The sequence below is a fragment of the Comamonas nitrativorans genome (assembly GCF_042654765.1).
GTDB classification, from domain to species: Bacteria; Pseudomonadota; Gammaproteobacteria; order Burkholderiales; family Burkholderiaceae_C; genus Comamonas; species Comamonas nitrativorans.
In genome coordinates, this window is the sequence record NZ_JBHSEW010000001.1 from 1 (window position 1) to 15,044 (window position 15,044).

Genomic DNA, 15,044 nt, shown 5'->3' on the forward strand with positions numbered 1-15,044 from the left:
AAACGGAATTGAAGTGAACTTCACTTCATATTCACATGAGCATTCAATGGCAAACTTCCATCCACCACCAAATACCCACGCTTATCGGCTGTATCTTGTTAAAGATCACAAACAGAAGTCTTTCAACCCCCTAAGCACCGCTGCAATCAGCGAAGCCTTGTATTCTAGCACAGCATTTTGCTGTTTGTCTGAAAAAATTCAAAAAGATTTTTTTCAGACCCTTCGCAAACTTCTCCAACACATCGGCCGGTTCGTTTAGCGAAGCCTCGCATTCTACACAGAATTTTGAGCATCAGCAAGAATTGGCGGAAACGGAGGGATTCGAACCCTCGATGAGGCTCTACACCCCATACTCCCTTAGCAGGGGAGCACCTTCGGCCACTCGGTCACGTTTCCGCTGAACCGCTATTGTAAGCACAATTTTGAGCAGTTCTGGCGAACTCGGCAGAAATTATTCCGCCTTGTCCAAACCAAAGGCCGTGTGCAGGGCACGCACAGCCAGTTCCAGGTACTTTTCGTCGATGACCACGGAGGTCTTGATCTCGGAGGTGGAGATCATCTGGATGTTCACCCCTTCCTGTGCCAATGCACGGAACATGGTGGAAGCCACGCCAACGTGGCTACGCATACCGATGCCGACGATGCTGACCTTGGCGATATTCGGGTTGCCGACCACTTCGGTGGCCCCCAGTTCCGGCGCCACCTTTTCACGCAGCAAGTCCATGGCTTGCTGGAAGTCGGTTTGGTTGACGGTGAAGCTGAAGTCGGTCTTGCCGTCCTTCGAGATGTTCTGGATGATGACATCGATATCGATGTTGGCATCGGCCACCGGGCCCAGGATGGCTGCGGCGATGCCCGGGGTGTCCGGCACGCCCAGCACGGAAATCTTGGCTTCGCCTCGGTTGAATGCGATGCCGGAAACGACAGCCTTTTCCATTTTTTCGTCTTCCTCAAAAGTAATCAAAGTGCCGGAGCTGGCCTCTTCGGCCAGATCGATATCCCAGGGGGTGAAGCTGGAAAGCACGCGCATGGGAACCTGGTATTTGCCGGCAAATTCGACGGAGCGGATTTGCAGCACTTTGGAACCCAGGCTGGCCATTTCCAGCATTTCCTCGAAACTGACGGTTCCCAGGCGCTTGGCCACAGGCACGACGCGCGGGTCGGTGGTGTAGACGCCATCGACATCGGTGTAGATCAGGCATTCGTCGGCCTTGATGGCAGCGGCCACGGCGACTGCGGAGGTATCCGAGCCGCCGCGCCCCAGGGTGGTGATATTGCCATTGGGGTCGATGCCTTGGAAGCCCGTGATGATGACGACACGGCCAGCATCCAGATCGGCCCGCACGCGGGTGTCGTCGATCGAGTCGATGCGGGCCTTGGTGTAGCTGCTGTCGGTGCGCACGGGCACCTGCCAGCCGGCGTAGCTGACTGCGGGCATCCCCTCGGCCTGCAAGGCCATGGCCAGCAGGGCCGACGATGCCTGCTCGCCCGTGGCGGCCAGCATGTCCTGCTCGCGGTAGTAGCTGGTATCGGGGTGACCGGGGGCGAGTTCGCCGGCCAGGGCCAGCAGGCGATTGGTTTCACCACTCATGGCGCTGGGCACGACCACGATTTGGTGTCCGGCACGTGCCCACTTGGCCACGCGCTTGGCGACGTTGCGGATGCGCTCGGTGGAGCCCATCGAGGTGCCGCCGTATTTATGAACGAACAGTGCCATTGGTTAAAGGTGTGACGAAACTGCTAGTCACGGCGCTGTTGTGAAGAAGCTGTGTTTTGGCGCGCCGCCGGTTTTCGCACTCAGGGTTTTTGGACCAAAACCTGGGGATTGTACCAATGCAGATTTGCGCCTTTTCTACAAACAAACCCTGAACCCATCTTGATCTGGATATGGTGGCCTCGCGTGCGGCACGCGGCGATTTGCACCAGCAGGGCTTGCAGCTGGGCCGTGCTGGGCGTGGTGCCGTGGCAGTGCAGGAGCCAATGGCGCAGCACATTGGACTGACGTTCGGCACTCAAGGCTTGCAGGGCAGCGATGGCCGGGGGCAGCCCGGTGATGGCCGCATCCTGCTCGGCCAGGGCGTGCAGCAGATTTTTGGCCTGGGCGGCATGGGCGCACGAGCGGGCAAAGGTGTGCCGGAAGTGGGGGAACACCTGCTCCAGCACCGGCAGCAGTTGCTGGCGGATGCGGTTGCGGGTAAAGCGCAGATCGGCATTGCTGGGGTCCTCGACCCAGGCGGCACCGATGCTGCGCAGCCAGTAGCGCAAGTCCTGCCCCGGCACGGCCAGCAGGGGACGATGCCAGTCGATGCCTGCAGCCTGCCAGTGCGCGGACATGGCCGCCAGCCCTGCGACGCCAGCGCCCCGCGACAGGGCCAGCAATAAGGTTTCGACCTGATCGTCGGCATGTTGGGCCAGGGCGATGTGGCGAACCGGCTGGGCAAAGCCGGTGCGGGCCAGTTCTGCCAAGGCGGCATAGCGGTGCTGGCGGGCGGCATCTTCCGGGCTTTGCCCCGGGCGATGGCGGGCATCGACCTGGGCGACGGCCAAAGGAATCGCCAACTCTTGGCACACCGCCTGGCAGTGCTGCAAAAAATCGTCTCCCGCTGCCTGCAAGCCGTGGTGGACATGCAGCGCCACCACCTGCCCGGGCCAGCGCTGGGCACAGGCCCGCAGCAAGGCGCTGGAATCCGCCCCGCCGCTATAGGCCACGGCCAGCGGCAGTGGCGGAGCGAAGGCCGCGATGGCCTGGGCGAAGGCGGGAGACATGGGCGTGGACATGAAAATTTTTAATAGCTGCTTCCGCTTTATTTATAAAGAATTCATAGATAAATATGTCTGAAATCACCGTATATCAAGCGGAAACAGCTACTAAAAACAATGGCCCCGCAGGGCCATGGTAGAAAAAGGCACAAACCGCTCAACGGGCCTTGGTGTCGGTGAAGCGGCCATAGCTTTGCAGGCGGTCGTAGCGGCGCTGCTGGAGCGCCTCCGGCCCCAGGTCGGCCAGTTGACGCCAGGCATCGGCCAGGGCGCGTTTGAGCAGGCTGGCCATGTGCTTGGGGTCGCGGTGGGCGCCGCCCACGGGTTCGCTGACGATTTTGTCCACCACGCCCAGGGCCTTGAGGCGGTGGGCGGTGATGCCCATGGCTTCGGCGGCTTCCGAGGCTTTCTCGCCGGTCTTCCACAGGATGGAGGCGCAGCCTTCGGGGCTGATGACCGAATACACGGCGTATTGCAGCATCAGCACCTGATCGGCCACGGAAATGGCAAGGGCGCCGCCCGAGCCGCCTTCGCCGATGATGGTGGTGATGATGGGGGTCTTGAGCTGCGCCATCTCGAAGATGTTGCGGCCAATGGCTTCGGACTGGCCGCGCTCCTCGGCGTCGATGCCGGGGAAGGCGCCGGGGGTATCGACAAAGGTGAACACCGGCAGCTTGAACTTTTCCGCCGTTTTCATCAGGCGCAGCGCCTTGCGATAGCCCTCGGGGCGGGTCATGCCGAAGTTGCGCAGCGTGCGCTCCTTGGTGTCGCGCCCTTTCTGGTGGCCGATGACCATGCACGCCTGGCCGTTGAAACGTGCCAGACCGCCGATGATGGATTTGTCGTCGGAAAAGTGGCGGTCGCCGTGCATTTCGACAAAGTCGGTGAAAAGCTCGCGCACGTAGTCCAGGGTGTAGGGACGGTCGGCGTGCCGGGCAATCTTGGTGATTTGCCAGGGGGTGAGGTTGCTGTAGATATCTTTGGTCAGTTGGTTGCTTTTTTTGCTCAACTGCTCGATTTCATCGGCGATGTCCACGGCGCTCTCGCTTTGCACGTAGCGCAGCTCTTCGATTTTGGTTTCCAACTCGGCAATCGGTTGCTCGAAGTCCAGAAAGGTTTTCTTAGCCAAGATTTTTCTCCTTGTCCCGGCGCTGTGGCCTCGGGAACGGCTCCACTCAAAAGCGCAATAAAAGCTCAATAGGCCACCGGCTGGGGATCCAGCGAGCGCCAAATATACCAAGTTGCCACCGTGGCCCAGGGTTTCCACGCCTCGGCCACTTCGCGGGCATCGCTGCGACTGACCGGGTCGCCGGAAAAGTAGCACTGGCTGATGCCCTTGATCAACCCCACGTCGTCCAGCGGCAGGACGTTGGGCCGTTGCAGGTAGAACATCAGGCACATCTGCGCCGTCCAGCGGCCAATGCCGCGAATGGCAGTCAATTCGCTGATGATGGCCTCATCGTCCATCTCGGGCCAGCGATCGGCGTGCAAGCGCCCTTCGGTAAAGTGAATGGACAAATCGACCAGATAGTCCACTTTGCGGGCCGATAGCCCCGCCGAACGCATGTCATCCACTTTCAGGCGCAGCAGGTGCGCCGGTTCCATGGCCGGAGGCAGGGCTTCCAGGCGCTTCCAAATGCTGGCGGCGGCCTTGACCGAAACCTGCTGGCCGACGATGGAACGCGCCAGCGTGACGAACGGGTCGCCGCGCGAGGCCAGGGCTTCGCTGCCGATTTGCGGAATCAGGCGGCGCATCACCCGGTCTTTTTTCACCAGGTGCTGGCACGCCTGCGCCCAATAGGGCGGTGCGTAGTCGGGTACAGCCGGCAGCGGTACTTTGGGGGAAGGTGCCATGGCGGTAGCGCAGCCCGGTTACTGGGCGGCCTCCCAGGTGGTGCCGCTGGGCGAATCCTTCAAAACAATGCCCTGGGCCAGCAGGTCGTTGCGGATGCGGTCGGCCTCGGCCCAGTTCTTCGCGGCCTTGGCCGCAGCGCGGGCAGCGATCTGGGCGTCGATGGCAGCCGTATCCGCCCCCGCAGCACCGGCTTGCAAGAAGGCTTGCGGGTCGGCCTGCAGCAACCCCAGGCAACCGCCCAGGGCGTGCAACACCCCGGCCAGTTCCGCAGATTTGCTGCGATTGACCTCGGCGGCCAGCTCAAACAGCACGGCCACCGCTTCGGGCGTGCCGAAGTCCTCGTCCATTGCCGCCTTGAAACGGGCGGCGTAGGGATTGGCCCAGTCGATAGCGGCCACTTCCTGCGGCGGCACCACGCTCAGGGCGGTGTACAGGCGCTTCAAGGCGCTGCGGGCATCGTCCAGATGCACGTTGGAATAGTTCAGCGGGCTGCGGTAGTGGCTGCGCACGACGAAGAAACGCACCACCTCCGGCTCGTACGCTTTCAGCACGTCGCGGATGGTGAAGAAGTTGCCCAGGGACTTGGACATCTTCTCGTTGTCGACGTTGATGAAGCCGTTGTGCATCCAGGTGCGGGCAAACGGCTGGCCGGTGGCGCCTTCGCTTTGTGCGATTTCGTTTTCGTGGTGCGGAAAGGCCAGATCGGCCCCGCCGCCATGGATGTCGAAGCTCTCACCCAGCAGGGCGCAGCCCATGGCCGAGCATTCGATGTGCCAGCCGGGGCGGCCTGCGCCAAAGGGGCTGGCCCATTTCACTTCTTCAGGCTCTTCGGTCTTGGCGGACTTCCACAGCACGAAGTCCAGCGGGTCGCGCTTGCCGTCCTGTACGGCCACGCGCTCGCCGGCGTTCAGCTCGTCCAGCGACTTGCCGGACAGCTTGCCGTAGCCGGGGAATTTGCGCACCGCATAGTTCATGTCGCCATTGCCGGCCCGGTAGGCCAGGCCCTTGGCTTGCAGGGCGCCGATCATGGAGAGCATCTGCGGCACGTAGTCGGTCGCCCGTGGCTCGTGCGTGGGGCGCTCGATGCCCAGGGCATCGGCATCCTCGTGCAGCGCGGCGATCATGCGATCGGTCAGGTTGCGCACGGTTTCATTGTTTTTTACCGCACGTTGAATGATCTTGTCGTCGATATCGGTGATGTTGCGCACATACGTGACCTGGTAGCCGCTGGCCCGCAGCCAGCGCTGCACCACGTCGAACGCCACCATGGAACGCGCATGGCCCAAATGGCACAGGTCGTACACCGTCATGCCGCAGACGTACATGCGTACATGACCGCTTTGCAGAGGCACAAACGCCTCCAGGGCACGCGACAGCGTGTTGTAGATACGCAAACTCATGGGAAATATCAATCCGGCAGAACAAGCACAGTGTCTGCAAAACACCCGACGGCACCAGGGGTAAAACACCGCCCGGACACCCTGAAACCGATAGCGGCTGCCCAAGGTGCAGCCGCTACAATCGCCGCGCAGTATAAACCGACGCCCCTGCCATTGCAGTGCCGCCCGCCCCCACATCCGGCCCGGACGGCACGCACCGCCTCCTTTTTTCGAGAGTTTTTATGTCCCGCCTCGCCTCCCTGCGTTTCATTCTTCCCGCCGCTTTGGCCGTGCTGTGCGCCAGTGCCCAGGCCGATGCCTACAGCGACGTAGCCGCACTCATCAAGGCGGGCAAAACCACCGAAGCGCTGGCGCAAGCGCAAACCTATCTGGCCGGCAACGCCCGCGATCCGCAGATGCGCTTTTTGCAGGGTTCGGCCCAGTCGGCCGCAGGGGATACCCAGGCGGCGATTGCCACCTTCACCCGACTGACCCAGGAATACCCCGAGCTGCCCGAGCCGTACAACAACCTGGCCGTCCTCTACGCCGGCCAGGGCCAACTGGAAGAAGCCCGGGGCGCCCTGCTGCAGGCCGTGCGCAACAACCCGGATTACCCCGTGGCCTATGAAAACCTGGGCGACATCTACCTGCGCCTGGCGCACCAGGCCTTTACCCGGGCCACCAAACTGCAAGGCACCCAGCCGGGCGTGCAGCGCAAGATTGATGGCCTGTCCCCCTTGCTGCAACCTTGACCCTGCCCTTGGCCTGAACCCAAAAAAGGAGTTTTCCCCATGCCGCTGCACCGCCGTACCCTGATGCTGACCCTGGCCGCCTGTCTGACCGCCGGCAGCGCCCTGGCGCAAATGACGCCCGCACAGCCCCAAGTCAAACTGCGCACCACGCTGGGCGACATCGTGGTGCAGCTGGAGACTGCCAAGGCGCCGGTCACGGTGAAGAACTTCCTGCAATACGTCAAGGACAAGCACTATGACGGCACCGTCTTTCACCGCGTCATCGGCAACTTCATGATCCAGGGCGGCGGCATGACCGCCAGCCTGCAGGAAAAACCCACCCGCGCCCCGATTCCGCTGGAAGCGAACAACGGCCTGAAAAACGTGCGCTACAGCATCGCCATGGCCCGCAAGCCCGACCCCAACTCGGCCACGGCGCAGTTTTTCATCAACGTCAACGACAACACCAACCTGGATGCGCCGCGCCCCGATGGTCATGGCTACGCCGTTTTTGGTCAGGTGGTGCAGGGCCAGGAGGTGGTGGACAAAATCCGCGCCGTACCCACTGGGCGGCGCGGCATGTACGACGATGTGCCCCTGTCCCCGGTGAAAATCATTTCCGCCACCCTGCTTTAATTTTTTGGACAGCGCCACTGCCTGCGGTGCTGGCACACTCACCCCCTTGGTTTTGATTTACGAAAGAGTCTCATGAGCAATCCCCAAGTCGAACTGCACATCACCATCAACGTCGCCGACGAAGCCACCCAGGGCGTCATCACCCTGGAGCTGGACGCCGAAAAAGCGCCGAAAACCACGGAAAACTTCCTGGCCTACGTGAACGACGGCTTCTACAACGGCACCATCTTTCACCGCGTGATCAAGAACTTCATGATCCAGGGCGGCGGCTTCACCCCCGACATGCAGCAAAAGGACACCCAGGCCCCCATCGAGAACGAAGCCAAGAACGGCCTGAAGAACGACGCCTACACCATCGCCATGGCCCGCACCGGCGACCCGCACAGCGCCACCGCCCAGTTCTTCATCAACACCGTGGGCAACGACTTTTTGAACCACACCTCCCCTTCCGCGCAAGGCTGGGGCTATGCCGTGTTCGGCAAGGTGGTCAAGGGCCAGGACGTGGTCGACAGCATCAAGAAAGTGCGCACCACGCGCAAGGGCTACCACGACGACGTGCCGTTCGACACCGTGGTGATCGACAAAGCCGTCGCGCTGTAAACCTTGCCTTCCGCCCCCCCTTCGACCGCGCTGCCTGCGCCGGTGCTGCCCGCCCAGACGTTGGCCGCGCCGCCCGGCTGGAGCGCGGTCGAATGTATTTCCGACCTGCATTTGCAGGCCAGCGAACCGCAGACCCTGGCCGCCTGGCAGCACTATCTGCACGCCAGCCGCGCCAGCGCCATCTTCATCCTGGGCGATCTGCTGGAAGCCTGGGTGGGCGACGATGCCCTGCAGGAACCCGGCAGCTTCGAGGCCGCCTGCGCCGCCACCCTGCGCGTGGCCAGCCAGCAGCGGCCGATCTATTTCATGGTGGGCAACCGCGACTTTCTGGCCGGGGCCGATTTTCTGCACGCCGGCGGGATGCAGGGGTTGGCCGACCCGACGCTGTTCGTCTGGGGGCCGCAGCGCATCCTGCTCTCGCACGGCGATGCGCTGTGCCTGGACGATGTCGAATACCAGCAGTTTCGCGCCATCAGCCGCAACCCGGCGTGGCAGCAGCAATTGCTGACCCGCCCCCTGGCCGAGCGCCGCGCCCTGGCCCACCACCTGCGCAGCGAAAGCGAGCAGCGCAAGCAATCGGGCGCGGAGTACGCCGATGCGGATGCCGTCCTCGTCCAGCACTGGCTGGCGCAAACGCAGGCGCACACGCTGATTCACGGCCACACGCACCGCCCGGCCGACCATGCACTGCCCGATGGCAAAACGCGCGTCGTGCTGTCCGACTGGCATTGCGACGACCCGGCCCCGCGTGCCGAGGTGCTGCGCATCACGCCCGATGGGCGGTGGCAGCGCATTCCTTTGACGGACTATTCCTGATTTATTTTCAATAGCTGCTTCCGCTGGATATATAACGATATTAGGATAAAAATACCTTGAAATCGTTATATATCCATCGGAAACAGCTATTTTTATAAAAGCATCGGCAGCACCGTGGCCGCAAACGCCCCCGGCTGCTCGTACTGCACCCAATGCCCGGCACCGGCGATCAGCTGCAACCGTCCGTTGAAGCACGCCGCCGCCTGCGGCCACAGCCCACGGTACAGCACGTCCTCCTGCCCATATACCGCCTGCACCGGGCAGGCCAGGCGCGGCAGGGTCTGGCGCAGGATGTCGGTGCTGGCCAGGCGGCGGCGCGGCAGGCGGTCGCGCTGCACGTTGGCGGTGTGCAGGGCCAGGGTGGCGCGGTCGATCTGGCGGGCATCGGCCAGCATCAGCGCCCCCAGGTTGTACCGGTGGCAGCGCAATTGCTCCACCGGGTCGGCCAGATGCCGCCAGCCCTTGAGGCGGTAGATGGGCTTGTCCCGCAGCCCCAGCCCCGGCGGGCCGACCAGCACCAGTTGGCGCACCAGGGCCGGATACGCTGCCGCCAGCAGCGCCGCTGTCATGCCGCCCAGCGAAAAGCCCATGATCTGCACCGCCTGCCCCGGCAACCAGTGTTGCAGGCTGGCGGCCAGCAGCGGCAGCATGTCGTCGGCATCCTGCTGATCGGGCAGCGGGTCGGAGCTGCCGAAGCCCGGCAAATCCAGCGCCCAGACGGCGTGCCCGGCCTGCGTCAGCGGCCCCAGCATGCGCAGCCAATGCGTCCAGCTGCCGCTGCCGCCATGCAGCAAGACCACCGGCGCCCTGTGCAGATGGCCGGGCGCAGGCGCTGCGGGCCAATGGTGGGCCGTCAGCACGCCGCCCGCATGGGCAAAAGTGACACGCTGCGCCCTGGCCTGCCACTGCGCCACCTCGGGCGGAATGACCTTGCCGGCCGCCACGGCGGCGTAATCCTGCGCCGGGCCGTCCCAGGGCAGGGCGGAAAAATCCTCTGCCTCTACCACTGCGCCACGGCCTCCACCGCCAGGGCGTAGCCCTGCACGCCGAAACCGCACATCACGGCCCGCGCCACGGGCGACAGGTAGGAATGGTGGCGGAATGACTCGCGGGCAAAGACGTTGCTGATGTGCAGCTCCAGCAGCGCCACGCCCGTGCCCTTGACGGCGTCCATCAGCGCAATGCTGGTGTGCGTGTAGGCCCCGGCATTCAGGATCACCCCGGCCAGTTGCCCCTGCGCGTGCAGGCGGCCCGCTTCGTGAATCCAGTCGAGCAACTGCCCTTCATGGTTGCTTTGGTGAAAGCGCAATTGCAGGCCGTGGCGCGTGCAGGCGTCCTGGCACAGCGCCTGCACATCGGCCAGGGTGTGCGCCCCGTAGACCTGCGGCTCGCGCGTGCCCAGCAGGTTCAGATTGGGGCCGTTCAGCACAAAAACCGTCTTGCTCATCGTGCGTTCTTTCTGGTGGCAAAAGCTGCCGATTATCCGACCTCAGCCCGGCCAAGCCGGGAGCAGCCGCCTACAATCCAGCGCCATATGAGCACTACCACCCCCCATTCACCAGAAGCGGTCGCCAAGCCGACCAACTTCCTGCGCCAGATCATTGAAAACCACCTGGACAGCGGCACCCACGCAGGCCGCCACTGGGGCGGCGGGCCGGGCGATGCAGCCCACCATGCCGCCGGTCAGGTCGATACGGCCAAAATCCGCACCCGCTTCCCGCCCGAGCCGAACGGCTACCTGCACGTGGGCCACGCCAAGAGCATTTGCCTGAACTTCGGCCTGGCACGCGACTACGGCGGCATCTGCCACCTGCGCTTTGACGACACCAACCCGGAAAAAGAGGAGCAGGAATACGTCGAAAGCATCAAGGATTCCGTGCGCTGGCTGGGCTTCGACTGGCAGGACGCTGACGGCCACAGCCACCTGTATTTCGCCAGCAACTACTTCGACTTCATGCACCGTGCGGCGGTTTACCTGATCGAGCAGGGGCTGGCCTATGTGGACGAACAATCCGCCGAGGACATGCGGGCCAACCGGGGCGACTTCACCACCCCCGGCAAGGACAGCCCCTACCGCAGCCGCAACGTGGCGGACAACCTGCAACGCTTTGCCGACATGAAGGACGGCAAGCTGGCCGACGGCGCCGCCGTGCTGCGGGCCAAAATCGACATGGCCGCGCCCAACATCAACCTGCGCGACCCGGCCATTTACCGCATCCGCCGTGCCACGCACCACAACACGGGGGACGCCTGGTGCATCTACCCCATGTATACCTTCGCCCACCCCATCGAGGACGCGCTGGAACACATCACCCACAGCATCTGCACGCTGGAGTTCGAAGACCAGCGCCCGTTCTACGACTGGCTGCTCGACCACCTGCGCGAAGGCGGCCTGATCGCCACGCCGCAGCCGCGCCAGTACGAGTTCTCGCGCCTGAACCTGACCTACGTCATCACCAGCAAGCGCAAGCTGAAGCACCTGGTCGACAGCGGCACCGTCAGCGGCTGGGACGACCCGCGCATGCCCACCATCGTCGGCCTGCGCCGCCGGGGCTACACGCCAGCGGCCATCCGCAACTTCTGCGAACGCATCGGCGTGACCAAGGACTATTCCTGGATCGACTACGCCACGCTGGACGGCTGCCTGCGCGAAGACCTGGAGCATCAGGCCCACCGCGCCATGGTGGTACTCGACCCGCTGCCGCTGGAGCTGACCAACTGGGCCGAAATGTTTGGCAGCAGCGATCACATCGAAGCCTGCCACCTGCCCGCCCTGCCCCACGGTAAAGACAGCAACGCCGACGTACCCCAGCGCCACTTCGGCCTGGGCCGGCACGTCTGGATCGAGCGCGAGGACTTCGAGGAAACCCCGCCCAAGGGCTACAAGCGCCTGTTCCCCGGCAACAAGGTGCGCCTCAAAGGCGGCTACGTCATCGAATGCACCGGCTGCGAAAAAGATGCCGACGGCCAGGTCACCAAAGTGCTGGCCACCGTGGTGCCCGACACCAAGAGCGGCACCCCCGGCGCCGACAGCGTGAAGGTCAAGGCCGCCATCACCTGGGTGGCCCAGCACGACGCCGTGCAGGCCGAGGTGCGCCTGTACGACCGCCTGTTCACCGATGCCCAGCCCGATGCCGGTGGCAAGGATTACCTGGCCCTGCTCAACCCGGACAGCCTGAAAGTGGTCACCGCCTACGTCGAACCCAGCCTGGCCAGCGCCCGGCCGGACGACAAATTCCAGTTCGAGCGCTTCGGCTACTTTGTCGCCGACCGGGCAGACCACCGCACAGAGAAGCCCGTGTTCAACAAAATCACCGGACTGAAAGACAGCTGGGGCAAGTAAGCACGCACGCATTTCAAGCAAAAGCTGCACACTGGCAGCTTTTGCCCCCTCTTGGCGAAGGAGTTTTCATGCGCAAACACCCCGGCACCCCCTGGTTTCCCCAACCCGCCGCCAGCGAGATCACCCCGCAATCCATCTTTGCCGAACGCCGTCGCCTGTTGCAGCTACTGGCTGCCAGCGGTGCCAGCACCGGCCTCACCGCCTGGGCGGCACGCGAGGCACTGGCCGCGCCGGCTGCGCCGGACACATTGCCCGCACTGCCCTCCAGCCCCTCGACCGTGCCAGGGGCGCGGCTGACCGCAACGCCAACGCCGTATGCCGATGCCACCGGCTACAACAACTTCTACGAATTCGGCTACGACAAGGAAGACCCGGCCCGCTACGCCCACGCCATGCCCACCCGGCCCTGGAGCGTGCGCATCGAAGGCCTGGTGGAAAAACCCGGCACCTGGGCGCTGGAAGACCTGCTGCGGCTGCAGCCCATGGAGGAACGCATCTACCGCCTGCGCTGCGTCGAAGGCTGGAGCATGGTCATCCCCTGGGTCGGCTACCCGCTGGCGGCGTTGCTGAAGCAGGTGCAGCCCCTGGGCAGCGCCAAGTTCGTCGAATTCGTCACCCGTGCCGACCGTGAACACATGCCCGGCCTGCGCCGGGGCGGCCTGGACTGGCCCTATACCGAGGGGCTGCGCCTGGACGAAGCCCTGCACCCCCTGACCCTGCTGGCCTTCGGCATGTATGGCCGCGTGCTGCCCAACCAGAACGGCGCCCCGGTGCGCCTGGTCGTGCCGTGGAAATATGGCTTCAAGAGCGCCAAAAGCCTGGTCGCCATCCGACTGGTCGAACACATGCCGGCCACCGCCTGGGTCAAGGCCGCGCCGCACGAATACGGCTTTTACGCCAACGTCAACCCCGGCGTGCCCCACCGCCGCTGGAGCCAGGCGACCGAGCGCCCCATCGGCCAGGGCGGCCTCCTGGCCCCGAAGCGGGCCACCGAGCTGTTCAACGGCTACGCCGAGCAAGTCGGCTCGCTTTACAGCGGTATGGATTTGAAGCGCTATTACTGAATATTGCCGAATGGCCCGCCCTGCCCCTGCCCGGCTGCAAGCCCTGCTGCTGCACCGCGCCGCCAAGCCTGCCGTCTGGTGCCTGTGCTTGGCCCCCCTGGCCTGGCTGCTGTACGCCCTGTTCACCCGGCAGCTGGGCGCCAATCCGGCTGAAGCCCTGCTGCGCAGCACCGGCGACTGGGCCTTGCGCGGCCTGTGCCTGGCCCTGGCCGTCACGCCGCTGCGCCAGGCGCTGGGCCTGCCCGCCCTGGCGCGGCTGCGCCGCCTGATCGGCCTGTTCGCGTTTTTCTACGCCGCCGTGCATGTCCTGTGCTACCTGTGGCTGGACATGGGGTGGCAGTGGGCGCTGGCCCTGGACGACCTGCGGCAACGTCCCTTCATCCTGGTAGGCACGCTGGCCGCCCTGGTGCTGCTGACGCTGGCGCTGACCTCTTCCCACCGCGCCGTGCAGGTGCTGGGCGCAAAAAGCTGGCAACGCCTGCACCACAGCGTCCATGCCGCCGCCTGGCTGGCACTGCTGCACTTCTACTGGATGCGCCTGGGCAAAAACCAGTGGGCCGAGGTGGCGGTGTACGCCGCCATCGTTGCTGCATTGCAGTGGTGGCGGATCAGGTATCGGCGGGTACTGGCAAGGCCGTAAAAAACAAAGGCTGCATTTGCAGCCTTTTTTGTAGATTTTTTGCCTCTAGCGCTTATCCAGAAAGCGCTGCCAGCTCTCTTTTCAGGAAGATTTCCGCCCCACGCTGGCCAGTGCTTGCAGCGGGCCGGTCTGGCGGATCAGCCCCACCTGCTCGGGCTGGCGCACGTAAATCGTGCCGCCGAAGGACAAGGCGTTGATCGAAACGCCTTCAAAGTGTTCCTGGCTGCGCGGCACCAGCAGCAGCCAGCCATTGCCCGCCAGCATGTTGAAGGAAGGCAGCAGGCCGTCGGCCCCGGGTTCCAGCCCCAGGTCGGCGCGGGCCTGGTTGTAGGCGGCCAGCAGGGCGGCAGCGCTGGCGCTCTGGTCGGCGCCCAGGCCCGCTTCCACCTTCAACAAGGCGTGCGCCATCGGCAAGGCCGGGTGGCGGTAGACCACGCCCGGCTGGGCGTCTGCGGGCAGGCCCGCTGCCAGTTGCGCCAGGGATGCGTTGCCAGGATCGGCGGGCACCCATTGCACATGCTTGTGGCGCTGGCTGGCGCCTGCCGGTGCGCCGCCGTTGTAAAAGCCCAGGCCGCCCAGGGTGGAGAGCAGCTGCGCCAGCACCTCGAAATCACACAGCTCCAGCGGGGTGAGCTGCTCGGCAAATTCGCGCCGCGCCAGTACCAGGTGGTGCAGGCAGACCGGAAATTTGTTCAGCACGATGGTGTGCCGGGTCCCGATGGGGCCGACGGTCAGGGCCGGGTCGGGGTTCAGAAAGGGATTGAAGTTCGGGTCACGCGGGCCGCCGGGCAGGATGACTTTTTCGGCCCCTGCGGCACTTTTTTCCTCTGCGGCCGGGGCGGCGGCTTTGGCCGCATCCTTGCGGGCCAGCGCTTCGGCCCAGCGCACGATAAAACGCAGGCCGTTTTGCTCCACCACCGTTTCGCTGGTTTCCAGGGGGCTTAAATCGCCACTGGCCAGGGCACTTTCGGTCTTGCCACGGATGGCATCGAGCAAAGCGGTCATTGTGTTGTCTCCTTCTTTGAAATTTCAAATAAATCAAACCATTGTAGAAAGCAAAACCTCCTCCAAGACTTTGCGTCGCTAGAGCAAAACCCTAATCCTTCAACCTGTTCCTGCCACGCCCATTCCACGCTGGATCTGCTGGAATCCAGCGTGCCCCATCGGCGCACAAGGCCGGGTCGATACAATTTGGCCGGTTTACGACATTGACCGCTGCC

16 protein-coding genes and 1 tRNA gene are annotated in these 15,044 nt (G+C 63.9%); 8 read left to right on the forward strand and 9 right to left on the reverse strand.

Annotation, left to right across the window (positions count from 1 at the left end; genetic code table 11):
• Positions 1 to 259 (forward strand): hypothetical protein (locus tag ACFO3A_RS00005; RefSeq protein WP_377722885.1); only part of this gene is annotated, 259 nt, incomplete at its 5' end.
• A gap of 44 nt (positions 260 to 303) precedes the next feature.
• On the opposite strand, the gene ACFO3A_RS00010 is transcribed toward ACFO3A_RS00005, so the two are convergent.
• From ACFO3A_RS00010 to cysS, 6 genes are all read right to left on the reverse strand, one after another.
• Positions 304 to 396: transfer RNA gene (locus tag ACFO3A_RS00010), tRNA-Ser, on the reverse strand.
• A 55-nt stretch (positions 397 to 451) separates the two neighbouring features.
• Entirely contained in the window at positions 452 to 1,717 is a 1,266-nt protein-coding gene (locus ACFO3A_RS00015; protein WP_377722886.1) for an aspartate kinase, read from the reverse strand.
• A gap of 80 nt (positions 1,718 to 1,797) precedes the next feature.
• The gene (gene tilS, locus ACFO3A_RS00020; protein ID WP_377722887.1) at positions 1,798 to 2,778 is read right to left on the reverse strand and encodes a tRNA lysidine(34) synthetase TilS; all 981 of its coding nucleotides are present in this window, start codon (positions 2,776 to 2,778) and stop codon (positions 1,798 to 1,800) included.
• Positions 2,779 to 2,917: 139 nt separating this feature from the next.
• A complete protein-coding gene (locus tag ACFO3A_RS00025; RefSeq protein WP_377722888.1) occupies positions 2,918 to 3,889 on the reverse strand; it encodes an acetyl-CoA carboxylase carboxyltransferase subunit alpha in 972 nt (323 codons plus the stop codon).
• 65 nt (positions 3,890 to 3,954) lie between these two features.
• Positions 3,955 to 4,614 (reverse strand): DNA-3-methyladenine glycosylase family protein, encoded by a 660-nt coding sequence (locus ACFO3A_RS00030; protein WP_377722889.1) that lies wholly within the window; start codon positions 4,612 to 4,614, stop codon positions 3,955 to 3,957.
• Between the two features lie 18 nt (positions 4,615 to 4,632).
• Entirely contained in the window at positions 4,633 to 6,015 is a 1,383-nt protein-coding gene (gene cysS, locus ACFO3A_RS00035; protein ID WP_377722891.1) for a cysteine--tRNA ligase, read from the reverse strand.
• Positions 6,016 to 6,236: 221 nt separating this feature from the next.
• Here cysS and ACFO3A_RS00040 point away from each other — a divergent pair, with 221 nt between their 5' ends.
• The 4 genes from ACFO3A_RS00040 (at position 6,237) to ACFO3A_RS00055 (ending at position 8,777) form a co-directional block, all read left to right on the forward strand.
• Positions 6,237 to 6,746 (forward strand): tetratricopeptide repeat protein, encoded by a 510-nt coding sequence (locus ACFO3A_RS00040; protein ID WP_377722892.1) that lies wholly within the window; start codon positions 6,237 to 6,239, stop codon positions 6,744 to 6,746.
• 39 nt (positions 6,747 to 6,785) lie between these two features.
• Entirely contained in the window at positions 6,786 to 7,361 is a 576-nt protein-coding gene (locus ACFO3A_RS00045) for a peptidylprolyl isomerase (protein WP_377722893.1), read from the forward strand.
• Between the two features lie 72 nt (positions 7,362 to 7,433).
• Positions 7,434 to 7,961 (forward strand): peptidylprolyl isomerase, encoded by a 528-nt coding sequence (locus tag ACFO3A_RS00050; RefSeq protein ID WP_377722894.1) that lies wholly within the window; start codon positions 7,434 to 7,436, stop codon positions 7,959 to 7,961.
• A 3-nt stretch (positions 7,962 to 7,964) separates the two neighbouring features.
• Complete coding sequence (locus ACFO3A_RS00055) at positions 7,965 to 8,777, forward strand: UDP-2,3-diacylglucosamine diphosphatase (protein WP_377722895.1); 813 nt, start codon at positions 7,965 to 7,967, stop codon at positions 8,775 to 8,777.
• Between the two features lie 92 nt (positions 8,778 to 8,869).
• Here ACFO3A_RS00055 and ACFO3A_RS00060 read toward each other — a convergent pair whose 3' ends face one another.
• Together ACFO3A_RS00060 and aroQ are read right to left on the reverse strand one after the other, a co-directional pair.
• A complete protein-coding gene (locus tag ACFO3A_RS00060; RefSeq protein ID WP_377722896.1) occupies positions 8,870 to 9,784 on the reverse strand; it encodes an alpha/beta fold hydrolase in 915 nt (304 codons plus the stop codon).
• On the reverse strand, positions 9,778 to 10,224 hold the full coding sequence (gene aroQ, locus ACFO3A_RS00065) for a type II 3-dehydroquinate dehydratase (protein WP_377722897.1): 447 nt from the start codon (positions 10,222 to 10,224) through the stop codon (positions 9,778 to 9,780). Before aroQ ends, ACFO3A_RS00060 begins: the two co-directional genes overlap by 7 nt.
• Positions 10,225 to 10,311: 87 nt before the next feature.
• Here aroQ and ACFO3A_RS00070 point away from each other — a divergent pair, with 87 nt between their 5' ends.
• The 3 genes from ACFO3A_RS00070 to ACFO3A_RS00080 all read left to right on the forward strand — a co-directional run bounded on the left by ACFO3A_RS00070 (position 10,312) and on the right by ACFO3A_RS00080 (position 13,824).
• Positions 10,312 to 12,120 (forward strand): glutamine--tRNA ligase/YqeY domain fusion protein, encoded by a 1,809-nt coding sequence (locus ACFO3A_RS00070; RefSeq protein ID WP_377722898.1) that lies wholly within the window; start codon positions 10,312 to 10,314, stop codon positions 12,118 to 12,120.
• 68 nt (positions 12,121 to 12,188) lie between these two features.
• Positions 12,189 to 13,184 (forward strand): protein-methionine-sulfoxide reductase catalytic subunit MsrP, encoded by a 996-nt coding sequence (gene msrP, locus ACFO3A_RS00075; protein WP_377722899.1) that lies wholly within the window; start codon positions 12,189 to 12,191, stop codon positions 13,182 to 13,184.
• A gap of 10 nt (positions 13,185 to 13,194) precedes the next feature.
• Positions 13,195 to 13,824: a protein-methionine-sulfoxide reductase heme-binding subunit MsrQ gene (locus ACFO3A_RS00080; RefSeq protein WP_377722900.1), complete on the forward strand. Its 630-nt coding sequence runs from the start codon at positions 13,195 to 13,197 to the stop codon at positions 13,822 to 13,824.
• An 81-nt stretch (positions 13,825 to 13,905) separates the two neighbouring features.
• Here ACFO3A_RS00080 and ACFO3A_RS00085 read toward each other — a convergent pair whose 3' ends face one another.
• On the reverse strand, positions 13,906 to 14,829 hold the full coding sequence (locus ACFO3A_RS00085) for an ATP adenylyltransferase family protein (protein WP_377722901.1): 924 nt from the start codon (positions 14,827 to 14,829) through the stop codon (positions 13,906 to 13,908).
• Between the last annotated feature and the right edge of the window lie 215 nt (positions 14,830 to 15,044).